The sequence below is a fragment of the Thalassobaculum sp. genome (assembly GCF_965223715.1).
Classification (GTDB): Bacteria; Pseudomonadota; Alphaproteobacteria; order Thalassobaculales; family Thalassobaculaceae; genus Thalassobaculum.
In genome coordinates, this window is record NZ_OZ245012.1 from 4,809,905 (window position 1) to 4,824,639 (window position 14,735).

Annotated in this window: 15 protein-coding genes, 1 tRNA gene and 1 pseudogene; 8 read left to right on the plus strand and 9 right to left on the minus strand. The window is 67.9% G+C overall.

Annotated elements, in window-relative coordinates:
* Nucleotides 1-77: 77 nt before the first annotated feature.
* Nucleotides 78-1,253: pseudogene (locus tag ACOQOP_RS22280) on the minus strand (Re/Si-specific NAD(P)(+) transhydrogenase subunit alpha); the annotation flags it as partial.
* A gap of 198 nt (nt 1,254-1,451) precedes the next feature.
* The gene (locus tag ACOQOP_RS22285) at nt 1,452-1,922 is read right to left on the minus strand and encodes a hypothetical protein (RefSeq protein WP_420564016.1); all 471 of its coding nucleotides are present in this window, start codon (nt 1,920-1,922) and stop codon (nt 1,452-1,454) included.
* Nucleotides 1,923-2,198: 276 nt separating this feature from the next.
* Here ACOQOP_RS22285 and ACOQOP_RS22290 point away from each other — a divergent pair, with 276 nt between their 5' ends.
* Nucleotides 2,199-3,389 (plus strand): class I SAM-dependent rRNA methyltransferase, encoded by a 1,191-nt coding sequence (locus tag ACOQOP_RS22290; protein ID WP_420564017.1) that lies wholly within the window; start codon nt 2,199-2,201, stop codon nt 3,387-3,389.
* Nucleotides 3,390-3,424: 35 nt separating this feature from the next.
* Nucleotides 3,425-4,081 (plus strand): glutathione S-transferase family protein, encoded by a 657-nt coding sequence (locus ACOQOP_RS22295; protein WP_420564018.1) that lies wholly within the window; start codon nt 3,425-3,427, stop codon nt 4,079-4,081.
* Nucleotides 4,082-4,090: 9 nt separating this feature from the next.
* Here ACOQOP_RS22295 and ACOQOP_RS22300 read toward each other — a convergent pair whose 3' ends face one another.
* Nucleotides 4,091-4,576, minus strand: a complete 486-nt coding sequence (locus ACOQOP_RS22300) for a PAS domain-containing protein (protein WP_420564019.1) — start codon at nt 4,574-4,576, stop codon at nt 4,091-4,093.
* A 245-nt stretch (nt 4,577-4,821) separates the two neighbouring features.
* Nucleotides 4,822-5,457, minus strand: a complete 636-nt coding sequence (locus ACOQOP_RS22305) for a PAS domain-containing protein (protein ID WP_420564020.1) — start codon at nt 5,455-5,457, stop codon at nt 4,822-4,824.
* A gap of 276 nt (nt 5,458-5,733) precedes the next feature.
* On the opposite strand from ACOQOP_RS22305, the gene ACOQOP_RS22310 reads away from it, so the two are divergent.
* Nucleotides 5,734-6,552 (plus strand): DUF1206 domain-containing protein, encoded by an 819-nt coding sequence (locus ACOQOP_RS22310; RefSeq protein WP_420564021.1) that lies wholly within the window; start codon nt 5,734-5,736, stop codon nt 6,550-6,552.
* A 45-nt stretch (nt 6,553-6,597) separates the two neighbouring features.
* Here ACOQOP_RS22310 and ACOQOP_RS22315 read toward each other — a convergent pair.
* Nucleotides 6,598-6,674 (minus strand) — tRNA-Arg (locus tag ACOQOP_RS22315).
* A 260-nt stretch (nt 6,675-6,934) separates the two neighbouring features.
* Here ACOQOP_RS22315 and ACOQOP_RS22320 point away from each other — a divergent pair.
* The gene (locus ACOQOP_RS22320) at nt 6,935-7,366 is read left to right on the plus strand and encodes a CBS domain-containing protein (RefSeq protein ID WP_420564022.1); all 432 of its coding nucleotides are present in this window, start codon (nt 6,935-6,937) and stop codon (nt 7,364-7,366) included.
* A 45-nt stretch (nt 7,367-7,411) separates the two neighbouring features.
* Here the strand turns inward: ACOQOP_RS22320 and ACOQOP_RS22325 are convergent, their stop codons facing one another.
* The 4 genes from ACOQOP_RS22325 to ACOQOP_RS22340 all read right to left on the minus strand — a co-directional run bounded on the left by ACOQOP_RS22325 (nt 7,412) and on the right by ACOQOP_RS22340 (nt 11,069).
* Nucleotides 7,412-8,626 (minus strand): MalY/PatB family protein, encoded by a 1,215-nt coding sequence (locus ACOQOP_RS22325; protein ID WP_420564023.1) that lies wholly within the window; start codon nt 8,624-8,626, stop codon nt 7,412-7,414.
* A gap of 110 nt (nt 8,627-8,736) precedes the next feature.
* Nucleotides 8,737-9,390, minus strand: coding sequence for a glutathione S-transferase family protein (locus ACOQOP_RS22330; RefSeq protein WP_420564024.1), 654 nt, complete (start codon nt 9,388-9,390; stop codon nt 8,737-8,739).
* 51 nt (nt 9,391-9,441) lie between these two features.
* A complete protein-coding gene (locus ACOQOP_RS22335) occupies nt 9,442-10,119 on the minus strand; it encodes a GmrSD restriction endonuclease domain-containing protein (RefSeq protein ID WP_420564025.1) in 678 nt (225 codons plus the stop codon).
* A 2-nt stretch (nt 10,120-10,121) separates the two neighbouring features.
* Nucleotides 10,122-11,069 (minus strand): AEC family transporter, encoded by a 948-nt coding sequence (locus ACOQOP_RS22340; protein ID WP_420564026.1) that lies wholly within the window; start codon nt 11,067-11,069, stop codon nt 10,122-10,124.
* 71 nt (nt 11,070-11,140) lie between these two features.
* Between ACOQOP_RS22340 and ACOQOP_RS22345 the strand changes: the two genes are divergently transcribed.
* From ACOQOP_RS22345 to ACOQOP_RS22360, 4 genes are all read left to right on the plus strand, one after another.
* Nucleotides 11,141-11,968, plus strand: a complete 828-nt coding sequence (locus ACOQOP_RS22345) for a DUF547 domain-containing protein (RefSeq protein ID WP_420564027.1) — start codon at nt 11,141-11,143, stop codon at nt 11,966-11,968.
* Nucleotides 11,969-12,093: 125 nt separating this feature from the next.
* Entirely contained in the window at nt 12,094-13,110 is a 1,017-nt protein-coding gene (fliG, locus tag ACOQOP_RS22350; RefSeq protein ID WP_420564028.1) for a flagellar motor switch protein FliG, read from the plus strand.
* A 129-nt stretch (nt 13,111-13,239) separates the two neighbouring features.
* Nucleotides 13,240-13,593, plus strand: a complete 354-nt coding sequence (locus tag ACOQOP_RS22355; protein WP_420564029.1) for a TraR/DksA family transcriptional regulator — start codon at nt 13,240-13,242, stop codon at nt 13,591-13,593.
* A gap of 94 nt (nt 13,594-13,687) precedes the next feature.
* Nucleotides 13,688-14,731, plus strand: a complete 1,044-nt coding sequence (locus ACOQOP_RS22360) for a Rieske 2Fe-2S domain-containing protein (protein ID WP_420564030.1) — start codon at nt 13,688-13,690, stop codon at nt 14,729-14,731.
* The last annotated feature ends 4 nt before the right edge of the window (nt 14,732-14,735 follow it).

Sequence of the window (14,735 nt, forward strand, 5' to 3'; positions counted from 1 at the left end):
TTCTTTTCGGCTGCCTTCGGGGCTTCCTTCTTGGCGGCCGGCTTCTTGGCCGGCGCTTTCTTGGCAGCCGGTTTGGCCGCCGGTTTCGCCGCAGCCTTGGGAGCCTCGGCCGGCTCGTCCGGCAGCGCCAGGATCCGATCGCTGGTGATGGCGCCGTCCTTGGTGATGGTGGACGCCTTGATGATCTCGTCCTCCTCGTCGACCTTGATCGCCTTGCTTTCCTTGTCGATCAGGGGGGTGAGGAAGTTCAGCAGGTTCTTGGCGTAGAGCGCGCTGGCATCGACCGCGACCCGGCTCGGGACGTTCACGTGGCCGACCAGGGTCACGCCATGGGCCTCCACCACCTCGCCCGGCTTGGACAGCGGGCAGTTGCCGCCCTGCTCGACGGCGAGGTCGACGATGACCGAGCCCGGCTTCATGGTCTTCACCATCTCCTCGGTGACCAGCACCGGGGCCGGCCGGCCCGGGATCAGGGCGGTGGTGATGACGATGTCCTGCTTGGCGATGGTCTCGGCGATCAGGGCCGCCTGCTTCTTCTTGTACTCATCGCTCATTTCCTTGGCGTAGCCGCCGGCGGTTTCGGCCTGCTTGAACTCCTCGTCCTCCACGGCGACGAAGGTTCCGCCCAGGCTCTCGACCTGCTCCTTGGCGGCCGGGCGCACGTCGGTGGCCGACACGATGGCGCCGAGACGGCGGGCCGTGGCGATCGCCTGCAGACCGGCGACACCCGCACCCATGACCAGCACGCGGGCCGGCGGGACCGTGCCGGCGGCCGTCATCATCATCGGGAAGGCCCGGCCGAACACGGCGGCGGCGTCCAGCACGGCCTTGTAGCCGGCCAGGTTCGACTGGGACGACAGCACGTCCATCGACTGGGCGCGGGTGATCCGCGGCACCAGCTCCAGGGCGAAGCTGCGCACGCCCTGCTTGGCGATGGCGTCGATCAGCGCCTTGTCCTTGTGCGGCTCCATCAGGGAGATCAGCAGCGCGCCCTTCTTGAGCAGCGGGATCTCTTCGGTGGTCGGTTTTCGGACCTTCAGGACGACATCGGCGTCGCCGATCGCCTCCTTGGCGGTCTTGACGATCTTCGCGCCGGCCGCGGTGTAGGCGTCATCGGTCACGGCGGCGGAGAGACCCGCGCCGGACTCGATCGCGACCTCCGCGCCGAGCTGGATGTATTTCTTTACCGTGTCCGCCGAGGCAGCGACGCGTTTCTCGCCCTCTCGGCGTTCCTTGACGATGCCGATTTTCATCTTGGGTCCCCGCTGGATTCCCTTTTTTCGTGGACGGGTTATGCCAGGCGGAGCGCCGAAAGCGCAAACCGGACCCCACCCTGTGCCCGCTCGTAGTTAACTGCACCGGACTGTACCAGCGACAAGCGCGTGATGGGCAATGGGATAATTCTAAAATTCGGCCAAGCGGACGGATTCAGACTGAAAACGGGTGGATTTCTACCGAAAGGTGGCCCGGCGGCGGTCGATCTCCAGCGTCCGCAGGTCGGCATCGCGCAGCTCGCGCAGCCAGCCATAGGCCCGGCGGCAGACCTCCGGAGGCGAGGTGGAACTGGCGCCGGCCCGCGAGGTCCCGGGTTTGGAGCAGTCGGCCTCCGCCTGGTGCTGAAGGGCTGTCCAGCGCGCCATCCGGTCGTTGAGCAGCGCTTCGTAGAAGGCGGCGCGGTCGGCGGCGGTCTCGAACAGGGCGCCGCGCAGAGGGACGATGAGTCGGAAGGGCACCTGGCTGGTCGGCGGCGCACCGGCGGCGGGGGCCGGATCCGCCATCGGCGAGAACGGCTGCCGGGCCTGGGCGGTGGTCAGGACGTCGGGCAGGGGCCGGGGGTGCAGAACCTCCGTCGTCGTCAGATAGCCCGGCGCCTCGCAGGTGATCTCGACCGGGAAGCCGAGCTTGCGTGGGTCGATGCTCATCGGCGCCGCCTGCATGTCGCGGCGGGCGACACGTCCGACCGCCCGGCAGCGCGCGTCCGGCGGGACGGCTTCCACGAGGGTGAGCTGCGGGGCCGGAGGCCCGGGGCGCTGCACGGCCGTCTGCGGCGCCGTACAGGCGGCCAGGGCGGTAAGCAGGACGAGGAGGGGTAGAGCGCGAATCATAGCTTATGGTACCGCGAGCCCGGCCAGTCGTGCCATAACCCGCACCCCACAATCGGTGCCGCCTGTGTCGCACCGTCCGGCCCGGAGACTCCCATGTCCGACAACACCCCCACGATCCGACTGAACAAGGGAGGCGGCACCCGCCTGCTGCGGGGCCATCCCTGGGGCTTCTCCAACGAGGTCGCGATGACCGCCGAGGCCAAGGCGCTGACGCCGGGCACGGTGGTGGCCGTGGAGACCCATGCGGGCGAGCCGCTGGGCTGGGCCCATATGAACCCGCACAGCCTCATCGCCCTGCGCATGCTCGACCGCGATCCGGCGGCGGTGATCGATGCCGGCTGGATCGCCGGCAAGCTCGCCGAGGCGCTGGCCTGGCGCGAGCGGATGTTCGACACGCCGTATTACCGGGTCGTCCATGCGGAGGCCGACGGGCTGCCCGGGCTGATCGTCGACCGCTATGGCGACGTCGTCGTGCTCCAGGCCAATTCCGCCGGCATGGACCGCATGATGCCGCTGGTCGTGGAAGCGGTGCGCGAGGTGCTCGCCCCCGCCGCCATCGTGCTGCGCAACGACAGCCCGGTGCGCAAGCTCGAGGGGCTGGGCGAGGAGGTCCGGCTGGTCGAGGGGACGGTGCCCGATCCGGCCCTGGTGGCCGAGGGCGGCGCGCTGTTTCCGCTCGACCCGCTGGGCGGCCAGAAGACCGGCTGGTTCTTCGACCATCGCGACAACCGCGCCTTCATCGCCCGCCTCGCGGCCGGTGCGCGGGTGCTCGACCTCTATACCCATACGGGAGGCTTCGGTGTGCAGGCGGCGGTCGCCGGTGCCGTCTCGGTCGACCTGATCGACCGGGCCGCCCCCGCCCTGGCCCAGGCGACCAAGGCGGCGGAGCTGAGCGGCGTCGCCGATCGGGTTTCCACCCGCAAGGCCGATGCCTTCGCCGCCCTGGAGCATCTGGTGAAGACCGGGGAGCAGTACGACATCGTGGTCTGCGATCCCCCGGCCTTCGCGCGCTCGAAGAAGGATGTCGGCCCGGCGGCCAAAGCCTATCGCAAGCTTGCCCGGATGACCGCGCAGATCACCGCACCCGGCGGCGTGCTGCTGCTGGCCTCGTGCTCGCACCACATGGATCCGGTGTCCTTCGCCCAGCAGAACGCCCGCGGTCTCGGCGATGCGGAGCGCCAGGGGCGGTTGCTGCGCTCGGCCGGGGCGGGCCCGGACCATCCGGTCCATGCACATTTGCCGGAGAGCGCCTATCTCAAGGCGATGGTCTACGCGCTCGACTGACCGGCGGGCGCGACCTGTTCCAGACGGAGTCTTCCATGGCCGACATCGTTCTCTATGGCATCGCCCATTCCAACTTCGTGCGGGCCTGCGCCATGACAGCCCTGGAGAACGGCGCGACCTACGAGACGGCTCTGACCGGCTTCCGCGACATGCGCTCGCGCGAGATACAGGCGATCTCGCCCTTCGGCAAGGTGCCGGTGATGCGCCACGGCGACGTGGTGCTGTTCGAGAGCCTGGCGATCATGCGCTACATCGACCTGACCTTCGGCGAGCCCGACAGCCTGCAGCCGTCCGACCCGCTGGAGCGCATCCGGATGGATCAGTGGTTCAACGGGGTGATGGGAACGGTCGACCGGCACATCGTGCGGGACTGGGCGCTGGAGCTGGCTTTTCCGTCCGGCCCCGACCGGTCGGTCAACGAGCCCCGGATCGCCCGGGCGCGCAAGGCGGCGGTGCGGGATATCGCCGCGCTGGACCGGCAATACGCCGAACAGGGCCATCTCGCCGGTGGGCGCCTGTCCCTGGCCGATATCGTGCTGGTCTGCACCCTCGACGTGCTCACGCTTCTGGACGAGGCGGGGACGCTGCTGGAGCAGGCGCCGTCGCTGACCAAGGCGATGGCGGCCCTGCGGCAGCGGGAGAGCTGGCAGCGGGCCTGCGCGGGGAAGATCTCGCCGAACTGGTCGGGCTGAGCGCCACGGTCAGCGCGCAGGGTGGGGGGCGCTCTCTGGCGGCCAGGTGAGCCAGCGCCCGTGCTCGTAGGTGCTGCAGTGGAACAGGCTGCCGGCATCGAACTCCATCAGCCGCAGCTCGCGATCGCTCAGCGCCGTCCGCTCGTAGAACCGGAGCACCCCGAACAGCATGCTGATCGGAGCGTCCTCGGCGGCGCGCAGTGGCAGGAGCAGGCGTTGGAAGGCGACATACCGGTCGGCCGGCCGGGACAGGCTGCCGCGGTAGTAGAACGGCACCCCGACCTCCAGGCAGGTGTCGAACATCCTGCGCCGGGCGTGATAGACGGCGTTGGACAGCAGCTCGTCCATGAACCGGCCCCTGGGCTCGAAGCCGAACTCGTCGGTCAGCTTGGTGCCGGCGATGACGCTCTTGTACCGGCCGTCGCGCCATTCCTGCAGGAAGAACCAGGGCAGGACCTGCGTCGGCAGGGTCAGCATGTCGATCTGGGATCGCACGGGAATTCGGTCGGGAGCGGATGAATCGGCGCAGAGCTCGAGCCAATGGCTGAACAGATCGGCACACAGGCCGTCCGGCGCGATGCCCGCGTTCCTTAGCTCACCGGGGAAGCCGGTTTCTGACAACGCCCCGCTCCATAATATAACAACCGAAAGGAGAGGCCGAGCCCCCGCGCGAGAGAAGGGTGCGGAGACACGAACTGCCGACCTGGAACGCATCCTTGGGCAGAAAGGTTAACGACTCGTTAACGCGAAACTTGTGTTTCGTCGAGGGGTAAAGGGTCGTCCGACCAGTCGGTCCACCGGTCGCTTCTGAAAACCCTGCGGAATACCAATCCCTTGTCGTCTGCCGGCTCCGGGAGCGCGGATGAGGTCGCAGTCGACGGGCCATCGGCAAGTTCCTGCGCAGAGAGAAATTCCATTGCGCCACAGACCAGGTCGATGTCGGCGTCGGCCGCGCTGCGCAACGGAAGGAGGATGCGTCGAAAGGCGATATGCCCCCGGGTCGGGGCGGCGAGAGTCGCGCCATAGTAGACGGGACAGCCCTGGTGTACACAGAAATCAAACAGCGCGCGGCGTGCCGGATAGATCTCCGGTCGCATCAACTCGTCGAGATACTTACCGGTCGTCTCGGTCCCCATATTGTCCACCAGGGTCGTCGACGCGAGGCGCACGAGGTAGCGGTCCTCCCGTCGCTCGATCAGGAAGAAGTTGCCGCGGGCGGATTTCGGCAGGGTCAGCAGGTCGATCTGGTCGCGCACCGGTATGCCGAGCGCCGCCGCCTCCTGTCGGCAGAGCGCCCGCCAGTGGTCGAAGACGTCCGCGCAGATCCCGACCGGACCCGGAACGGAACGTGCGTCCGTCTGATCAGGTTCCGTCATGCCAACTCCCCGAGGCGAGATCGATCCCTCCAGTATTCACTATCCGGCGGCGGCGTCCACGAAAGGCGTCCGGCGGCGCCGAGCGGGTTCTGTGCAGAGGACATGGGTGCGAACCGGGCAGAGGAGAGAAATCGAGTGGAAGTAGCAACCTAAGCGGGTGAATTCTGAAGAATTCCTTAATGAGGGCCGCTGACCCGTAGCGACCGGGGCGGGCCTTGAGGCAACCACCGGCGGCCCTCGCGCGTTCCAACCTGTCAGATGAACACGGAGAAACCTATGGACCGGGTCTACCGGTTGGAGACGTTCGGCCGCATAGGCTTCGCGGCGCATGGCGTGGTCTATCTCCTGGTCGGCTGGTTCGCCATGCGCTCCGCCCTCGGGGTGGGTGTCCCCACCGACACCAAGGGCGCCCTGCACAGCCTGGTCGGCGGCCCGTTCGGATGGGCGATGCTCGGCGCCATGGCGCTGGGCTTGCTGTGCTACGGGCTGTTCCGCATGGTGGAAGCGGTCCTCGACCTGAACGATATCGGCAGTGACGCGCGCGGCCTGGTGATGCGCAGCGCCCGGATCGTCAGCGCGGTCATCCATATCGGTCTGGCGATCTACGCCGCGGCTCTCGCCATCGGATTGACCATGTCAGGCGGCGACATGAAGGGCTGGACCGCCTGGCTGATGCGCCAACCCTACGGCCCGTGGATGGTGATGGCCGTCGGCGCCGTGGTGTTCGGCGTCGCCCTGGGGCAGGCCAAGGCAGCCTGGACCGCGAACTTCATGGACGATCTGGCCATCTCCGGCGAGAGCCACGGCACCGCCAAGACGGTGGGCCGGGCGGGATATGCCGCCCGCGCGATCGTCCTGACCCTCGTGGCGGTCTTCCTGGTCAGTGCCGGATGGAACACCGATCCGAGCCAGGCGGGCGGCCTCGCCGAGGCGCTGCGCGAGCTGCAGAAGCAGCCCTCGGGCCCCTGGCTGCTCGGGGTGGTGGCGGTCGGTCTGCTGATGTTCGGCCTGTCCAGCTTCGTGGAGGCTGCCCACCGTCGGATCACCGACGAGAACGTCATCGACCGCCTGCGCGCCCAGGCCACCGGGAACTGAGGCGAGAACGGTCGGCCAAAACGACCATCAGATCCGATGAAGGAATGGTGTCCCCGACAGGATTCGAACCTGTGACCCCCAGATTAGGAATCTGGTGCTCTATCCAGCTGAGCTACGAGGACAGCCGGGTCCCTTCTACCGCAGGCCGGGCCGGGGTGCCACCGTCGAGGCGCTTGCCAGGCGGGGCATTCAGGCCGATCATGTCACCAAGGGCCCGGCCAATGGGCATTTGCGACGGGATCGGGCCGTTCTTGCCGCCTCGGAACGGGCGCGGCCGGGCCGTCGGCGCAGAGCTCAGGCTGACGGTTCACTGACGCGGACGCACAGACGTTCCGATGGGCCGCCGGACCGGCCCGCCCGCTTCGCCAAGCGGGAGGTAGAGATGATTGTTTCCGACATCCTGAAGACCAAGGGCAAGAACGTCGTCACCGTGGCGCCGGACACGCCGGTGGGGACCGCCGTCGCCACGCTGGCCGAAAAGCGCATCGGCTGCATCGTCGTCACCACCGATGGCGGCGCGCTTGCCGGCATCCTGTCGGAGCGCGACGTGGTCCGGGTGCTGGCCCAGCAGGGCGGCGACGTGCTGGACGAACCGGTCAGCTCCCTGATGACCGCCAAGGTCGTCACCTGCAGCCCGTCCCAGACCATCGCCGATGTGATGGAGATGATGACCCAGGGCCGCTTCCGCCATGTCCCCGTGTTGGAGGAGGGTCGGCTCGCCGGCATGGTGTCGATCGGCGACGTGGTGAAGTTCCGCCTGGAGGAGACCGAGGAGGAGGTGCGCCAGCTTTCGGCCTATGTGGCCGGCGGCTGATCGCGGACCCGCCCCGGGTCAGGTGTCGGGGCGGGCGCGCTGAGTTCAGGCGCGCCGTGCCTTGATCGCGTCGCGGATCCGTACCAGGGCCTCGTCCAGGGTGCTGCGCGGGCAGGCCAGGTTGATGCGCTCGAAGCCTTCGCCCTCGGCACCGAAGATGTAGCCTTCGTCGAAATAGACCTTGGCCTGGTTCAGCATCAGGTCCTCCAGCGCGTCCTTGTCCAGGCCCAGGGCCCGGCAGTCGAACCACTGCAGGTACGTGCCTTGGGGGCGGATGGCGCGGATCTCCGGCACTTCCTGTCCGAAGAAGGCGATCAGCCGGTCGGCGTTGCCGGCGACATAGGCCATCACCGCGTCGAGCCAGTCGGCCGCCCCGCGATAGGCCGCCATGGTGGCGGCGATGCCGAACGGGTTCATGCCCGGCAGGGTGTGCAGCGCGAAGGTCTCGGCGAACTTCTCGCGCAGGGCCGGGTTGGGGATGAAGATGTTGGAGGTGTGCAGGCCGGCCAGATTGAAGGTCTTGGACGGCGCGGTGCAGACGATGGTGTTCTGGGCCGCCACGTCGCCCAAGGTGGCGAAGGGGGTGAAGGTCTCGCCCGGGAACATCAGGTCGCCATGGATCTCATCGGCCACGACGATGACGCCGTGGCGGGCGCAGATCTCGGCGACGGCGGTCAGTTCCTCGGCGCTCCAGACCCGGCCGATCGGGTTGTGGGGCGAGCACAGGATCAGCAGCTTGGTCTTTGGGTCCTTGGCCTTGGCCTCCAGATCCTCCAGGTCCATGCGGTAGGCACCGTCCTCCAGGATCAGGGAGTTGGAGACGACCTCGCAGCCGTTGTTGGTCGTCACCCGGAAGAACGGGTAGTAGACCGGCCGCTGGACGATGACCTTGTCGCCGGGCTGGGTGAAAGCGCGCACGACCACGTTCAGGGTCGGCACCACGCCCGGCGCGGTGATCAGCCACTCGCCCCTGGCGTCCCAGCCCTGGCGGGTGCGGAACCAGCCGCAGACCGCGTCGACATACTCGTCGGTCTTGGCCGAATAGCCGAAGATCCCATGGGCGGCGAGATCGCCCAGCGCCTTGGTCACCGCCGGCGGGCAGCGGAAGTCCATGTCGGCCACCCACATGGGCAGCACCCGGTCGTCGCCGGCGCGGCGGTAGGTCTTGTCCCAGACCGCGAAGCCGCCGTGGTTGTGGTAGTCCCACTTGACCGAATGGGTGTTCTCACGGTCGATGATCTCGTCGAAATCGAACGGCATGCGGCGGTGTCCTCTGGGCAGGTCGGGGCGGGTCGGTAGAGGACAATACTCCACCGCCGCACGGAAAGGACCAACAGCGTTTCTAAGGTGCCCGGTCTAGGGTTCCCGGTCTAAGGTGCCCGGGCGGCATCCGCCGCGGCGAAATGGGCGAGCTGGTCGTCATGGGCCTTGGCGAAGGCCGGCCGCCCCGTGGCCCGGGCGACATAGGCCCGGCAGGCCGGGTGCGCGGACAACCCGTCGAACCGGTCGACGGCCCGCAGGATGTCGGCCATCAGCAGGTCGGCGACGCAGAAGTCTCCCACCAGCCACTCGCGGTCGGCCAGCATCGCGTCCATGCGATCCAGCCGTCCGGCGGCGAACCTGTCCATGAGCTGCCGGCCGGGCGTCTGCGTGGTGTCGCCGGTGAACTGGTAGAGAACCCAGGGCTGGGTGGCCATCTCCACGGAATTGAGGGCGGCGAACAGCCACTGCACCGCCGCGGCGCGCGTGCCGGATGCGCTGGGCAGCAGGGCCTCGCTCTGCCCGCCCAGATGCAGCAGGATGGCGCCGGTCTCGAAGATCGAGGTCTCGCCGTCCGTCAGCCAGGGGACCTGTCCGAAGGGCTGGTGGGCGAAATGCGTGGGCCCGCGGTCCTCGAAGGGCACGCTTTCCACCCGGTAGGGCAGCCCGGCCTCCTCCAGCGCCCAGCGGATGCGCAGGTCGCGCACCAGGCCCCGCGGCGGCTCCGGAACCCAGTCGAAGGTGGTGAGGATCAGCTCGGTCATGTCCGGTGGTCCCTTGTCCGATGAGGGTGCCGTTTGTCGGAGTCTGTCGGTTTATGGCCCGATGGGCCTGCCGAGCAGTGTGCAGGTCGTCAGCACGGCGTCAATCCACCAGCCCTCCAGCAGGTCCTCCTGCAGATCCCAGCGCTGCTTGGTGGCCCGCCAGCGGGCGGCGTAGGGGCACCAGTAGCCATAGTCCGGCGGCATCCACGACAGCGGGTCGCCGTCGCCCTTCGAGCGGTTGGCGCTGCGATCGACGGCGATCAGGGTGTCCGGGTGGGAGAGGTCGTTGGCATAGGCCTCCCGGCGGGCCGCGTCCCAGCGATGGGCGCCCGACCGATGCGCCTCCGACAGCGGCACCCGGTGGTCGACATCCAGCTCGGTCGGGTCGGTGAAGCTGGTGCCGGTGAATGGATCGAACCAGCGGCCGGACACCACCTTGCAGCCGTCGGCGCTCATCTCCGGCCGTTCCAGGCTCTCGGCGACAAGGACCTCCTGGCGGGTGTCGCGGCAGTTGCCGTCGGCGTCGCTCCAATGCCGGTAGAGCTCCCGATCGAACGGCTCGTCCACCGGATAGAACAGCTCCGACTGGCGCAGGCCCGCGACCGCGGCGACCAGGGCGGCGATCAGCACCGCCCAGCGCGACCACCGTCCGGTCCGGCGCCTCCAGTAGCCGACGCGCTGGTGGTTGGCGGCCTTGCGGGAGCGGGGCCTGGCGGGCCGGCGGGCCACGGTCAGACCCCGATCGGCGGATACAGGATCAGCAGGCCGGTCACCGTCAGCAGCGACAGGCCGGTCGCGGCAAGGATGGCGGCCGAGGCGGCGGTGACGGAGATGCCGTAATGCTGGGCGAAGACATAGACATTCGCGCCGACCGGGCAGGCGGCGAAGATCACCGCGGCCTGGATCCAGAACGGATCGGCGCCGACCACATAGGCCAGGATCACGAAGGTGACCGCCGGGTGGATGAACAGCTTGAACACCACCATCATCGCCGCCGGTCCGACGCTGCCGGCCACCCGGCGATAGGCCAGGGTGGCGCCGAGCGCGAACAGGGCCGACGGCGGCCCCGCCTGGCCGATGAAGCCGAAGCTCTTGTCGATCAGGTCGGGCACTGGCAGGCCGGCGATGCCCCACAGGATGCCGATCAGGGTCGACATCAGGATCGGGTTCTTCAGCATGGCGCGCAGCGACATCCGCACCGCCCGCCAGCCGCCGCCGGGCCGGTCGCCGCTGCGGGCGATCTCCAGCATCATGGTGACGATGCTGAACAGCAGCACGTCGAGTGTGAACAGCAGCACGGCCGCCGTCGCACCCTTCTCCCCGAACAGGCTGATCAGCAGGGGCAGGGCGAGCAGCACGCCGTTGGAGAAGCAGGAGCCGAAACCCTGCATGGTCATCTCGGCGAAGCGCTGGCGGAACAGCAGCCCGCCCAGCACCGCGCCGGCGGTGAAGACCAGGACCTCGCTGTAGAAGAACCCGGCCACGAAGGACCATTCGCCGATCGCGGTGACGTCGGTCGTCGCCATCAGCCGGAACAGCATCGGCGGCATGGCGAAGGTGAAGACGAAGACGTTCAGGCCGCGTACCCATTCCTCTGCCAGTACGCGGGTCTTGCCGGCGAGGAAGCCGGCGAAGATCACGGCGAACAGAGGGACGACGGCGTTGAGGATGGCATCCAAGCGTCGGCTCCCGGGGAAGACGCGCCATGTAGCGATGGTCCGGACGCCGCGTCAACGCGTAGACTGCGCCCATGCCGAGAGGAATGCCGCGCCGAGACCTGCTTGCCGCTCTTGCCGCCCTGCCTGTCGCCTCCTGTGCGGGCGGGCCGGGAGCGGACATCTGGCGCCGTCACGACCCGCTGTCGACGCGGGTCGTGGACCATCGGGTGTGGCAGGTCCTGCTCGACCGCAACACCCGCGACTGGCCTGACGGCATCACCCGGGTCGACTACGCCCGGTTCTCCACCGCCGACCGCGAGCTGCTGGAAGCCTATGTGCGCGAGCAGTCGGCCCTGCCGGTGGCGTCGCTGTCGCGGGTGGAGCAGCTGGCGTTCTGGCTGAACCTCTACAACGCCCTGGTGGTGCGGCTGGTGCTAGACCACCTGATCGTCGGCAGTCCGGACGAGATCCAGACCGGCGGCCTGTTCTCCCGCGGCCCCTGGGACGTGCCGCTGGTGCGGGTCGAGGGCCGGGAGGTCTCGCTGGCCGGCATCCGCAGGGAGGTGCTCGCCCCAGTGTTCCGGGACCCGCGCTGGCATTACGGGCTGTGCGACGGGACCCTCGGCGCGCCGAGCCTGGGCCGGCAGGCGTTCGTCGGGGCCGATGTGGACCGGCGCCTGGAGGATGCGGCGATCGAGTACATTGCCCACCCGCGGGCGGTGGACCTGCCGGCGGACCGGCCCGGCATCCTGCGCCTGAACAGCCTCTGGCGACGCCATATGGACGATTTCGGCGGCAGCCTGCAGGCGGTGTTCGCCAGCATCGATCTCTATGCCGAGGCGGAGCTGCGCGCAGTGCTCGCGCGAGACCCTCAGGTCGTCTGGATGGACGACCGCCGGCTGAATGCTTTTCAAGTCTAGCGGGCGTCTTGCGTCGACAGTGCGAGGCGATTTGGTATATGTACCCGCCGCTTCTAGGGATTTATTGTTAAGAAGCAGAATGACCCTATATTTCGGTGACATCGGCACCAAGGGCCGGAGGGATCATGCGCGTTCGCGAGGATTACCGCAGCATCAACGGGCCTGAGAAGGCCGCCATCCTGCTCATGTCCCTGGGCGAGGCGCAGGCCGCCGCGCTGTTCAGCCAGATGGACGACGAGGAGATCAAGGAGATCTCCCAGGTCATGGCTGGGCTTGGTACGGTTTCTTCGAATATCGTCGAAAGGTTGTTCGTCGAGTTCGCCGAGCAGGTCTCCTCCACCGGCTCCCTGGTGGGGTCGCTCGACAGCACCGAGCGTCTGCTGACCAAGGTCCTGGGCGAGGACCGGGTCGCCGACATCATGGAGGAGATCCGCGGCCCGGCGGGTCGCACCATGTGGGACAAGCTCGCCAACGTGAACGAGAACGTTCTGGCGAACTACCTGAAGAACGAATATCCGCAGACCGTCGCCGTCATCCTCGCCAAGATCAGCCAGAACCATGCGGCCAAGGTGCTGGCCACCCTGCCCGAGAACTTCGCCATGGAAGTGGTCATGCGCATGCTGCGCATGGAGGCGGTGAACAAGGAGATCGAGCGCGACGTCGAACGGGTGCTGCGCACCGAGTTCATGTCCAACCTGGCGCGCACCAACCGGCGCGACAGCCACGAGATGATGGCCGAGATCTTCAACAGCCTCGACCGCGCGACGGAGAGCCGCTTCCTGTCGGCCCTGGAAGAGCGCAACAAGGACAGCGCGGAAAAGATCCGCTCCCTGATGTTCACCTTCGAGGATCTGAACCGCCTCGACCCGGCCGGCGTGCAGACCCTGCTGCGGGCGGTGGACAAGGACAAGATGACGATCGCGCTCAAGGGCGCGTCGGAGGAACTGCGCGACCTATTCTTCTCCAACATGTCCGAGCGCGCCGGCAAGCTGATGCGCGAAGACATGCAGGCGCTGGGCCCGATCCGCCTCAAGGACGTTGAAGACGCCCAGAACGCCATGGTGCAGTCCGCCAAGGATCTGGCCGACCGCGGCGAGATCGTGCTCGGTGGCTCCGGCGGCGACGACCAGCTGGTGTATTGAGCGGTTTCGCGGAGCTCCCCAAGTCTTTCCATCCCATTCCGCTCTAGCAGTGAGAGAAGATCTGGGTTCCAAGCGGAGTGAAGCGGCACCGGGGATGACACCCGCGTCCCGGTCCGGCATCCTATCCGGATGGCTGATCCTCCCTTCGATCCGGGTGATGACGACGAGGTCCGCCGCGTCCTGAGCGCGCGCCGGGCCGAAGTCAGCGCTCTGGTCGCCGGCTCCAAGGAGGCGCGCGAGGCGGTCGAGCTGGACCAGTCCCGGGTCGGCCGGCTGTCCCGCATGGACGCGCTGCAGGACCAGGCCATGGCGCTGGAGACCGACCGCCGCCGCACCCTGGAGCTGCAGCGCATCGAGTCCGCGCTGACCCGGCTGGAAGCCGGCGACTACGGACTGTGCGTGCGCTGCGGCGAGGAGATCGCCCTGGAACGCCTCACCTTCGATCCTGCCGTCACCCTCTGCATCGACTGCGCCGAGGGATAGACTGCGCCGGGGGATAGATTGCGCCGAGGGATGAGACGTCGCAGGGCGGTGCATGCCCGTTGCCTGCCGCGGGGTCTGGTGGCAGTGTCCGGTCATGGCGATCGACGCAAACGATTTTCTCCGCGACATCTGGTACTTCGCGATGCCTTCGGCGGCGCTGAAGCCGGGTGAGATGCGTGACAAGACCCTGCTGGAAGAGCCGCTGGTCTTTGCCCGCACGAGCGAGGGCAAGGTGTTCGCCTTGCGCGACATCTGCCCGCATCGCGGCATCCCGCTCTCCGACGGCTGGTTCGACGGCAAGGAGGTGGAGTGCTGCTATCACGGCTGGCGTTTTGCCCCGAACGGCCACTGCACCTGCATCCCCTCCCTGACCGAGGATCAGGAGATGGACGTGGACGCGATCCGCGTGCGCCCCTATCCGGTGGAGGAGCGCGGCGGTGGCATCTGGGTCTACATGTCCTCCGACCCGCGCGGCCGGGCCGAGCCGAAGGTGGCCCCGCCCGAACTGCCCGAGGTCACCGCGCTTGGCCCCGGCCTCTGCGAGCGGATGATCTTTCCGAGCCATATCGACCACGCGGTCATCGGGCTGATGGACCCGGCCCACGGCCCGTTCGTACACCAGAGCTGGTGGTGGCGTTCCAAACGCTCGATCCACGAGAAGGCCAAGCGCTTCGGGCCGGCCGAGTACGGCTTCGCCATGCTGCGCCACCAGCCGTCGAGCAACTCCGCCGCCTACAAGCTGTTGGGCGGGACGCCGACGACCGAGATCCGTTTCCGCCTTCCGGGTATCCGGATCGAGGATATCGAGGTCGGCGCCAAACGGGTGTGCAACCTGACCACGGTCACCCCGATCGACAGGCAGACCACCGAGATCCACCACCTGATGTACTGGAACGTGGGCTGGGCCGCGGCGCTGAAGCCGATCCTGCGGGTCTTCGCCCGCAAGTTCCTGGGCCAGGACCGCGACGTGGTGGTCAAGCAGCAGCGCGGGCTGAAATACGATCCGAACCTGATGCTCATCAACGACGCCGACATGCAGGCCAAGTGGTACTACCGCCTGAAGAAGGCCTATGGCGGCTGGAGCGAGGGGGCGTTCGAGAACCCGGTGCGCGAAACCACCCTGCGCTGGCGGAGCTGACCCG

Bases quoted from the DNA above. Each gene is read 5' to 3' on its own strand.
- ACOQOP_RS22310 (WP_420564021.1), top strand. From the start codon at position 5,734: ATGGACCGGGTCTACCGGTTGGAGACGTTCGGCCGCATAGGCTTCGCG.
- ACOQOP_RS22305 (WP_420564020.1), bottom strand. From the start codon at position 5,457: ATGACGGAACCTGATCAGACGGACGCACGTTCCGTTCCGGGTCCGGTC.
- ACOQOP_RS22285 (WP_420564016.1), bottom strand. From the start codon at position 1,922: ATGAGCATCGACCCACGCAAGCTCGGCTTCCCGGTCGAGATCACCTGC.
- ACOQOP_RS22330 (WP_420564024.1), bottom strand. From the start codon at position 9,390: ATGACCGAGCTGATCCTCACCACCTTCGACTGGGTTCCGGAGCCGCCG.
- ACOQOP_RS22360 (WP_420564030.1), top strand. From the start codon at position 13,688: ATGGCGATCGACGCAAACGATTTTCTCCGCGACATCTGGTACTTCGCG.
- ACOQOP_RS22325 (WP_420564023.1), bottom strand. From the start codon at position 8,626: ATGCCGTTCGATTTCGACGAGATCATCGACCGTGAGAACACCCATTCG.
- ACOQOP_RS22290 (WP_420564017.1), top strand. From the start codon at position 2,199: ATGTCCGACAACACCCCCACGATCCGACTGAACAAGGGAGGCGGCACC.
- fliG (WP_420564028.1), top strand. From the start codon at position 12,094: ATGCGCGTTCGCGAGGATTACCGCAGCATCAACGGGCCTGAGAAGGCC.
- ACOQOP_RS22320 (WP_420564022.1), top strand. From the start codon at position 6,935: ATGATTGTTTCCGACATCCTGAAGACCAAGGGCAAGAACGTCGTCACC.
- ACOQOP_RS22295 (WP_420564018.1), top strand. From the start codon at position 3,425: ATGGCCGACATCGTTCTCTATGGCATCGCCCATTCCAACTTCGTGCGG.
- ACOQOP_RS22345 (WP_420564027.1), top strand. From the start codon at position 11,141: ATGCCGAGAGGAATGCCGCGCCGAGACCTGCTTGCCGCTCTTGCCGCC.
- ACOQOP_RS22355 (WP_420564029.1), top strand. From the start codon at position 13,240: ATGGCTGATCCTCCCTTCGATCCGGGTGATGACGACGAGGTCCGCCGC.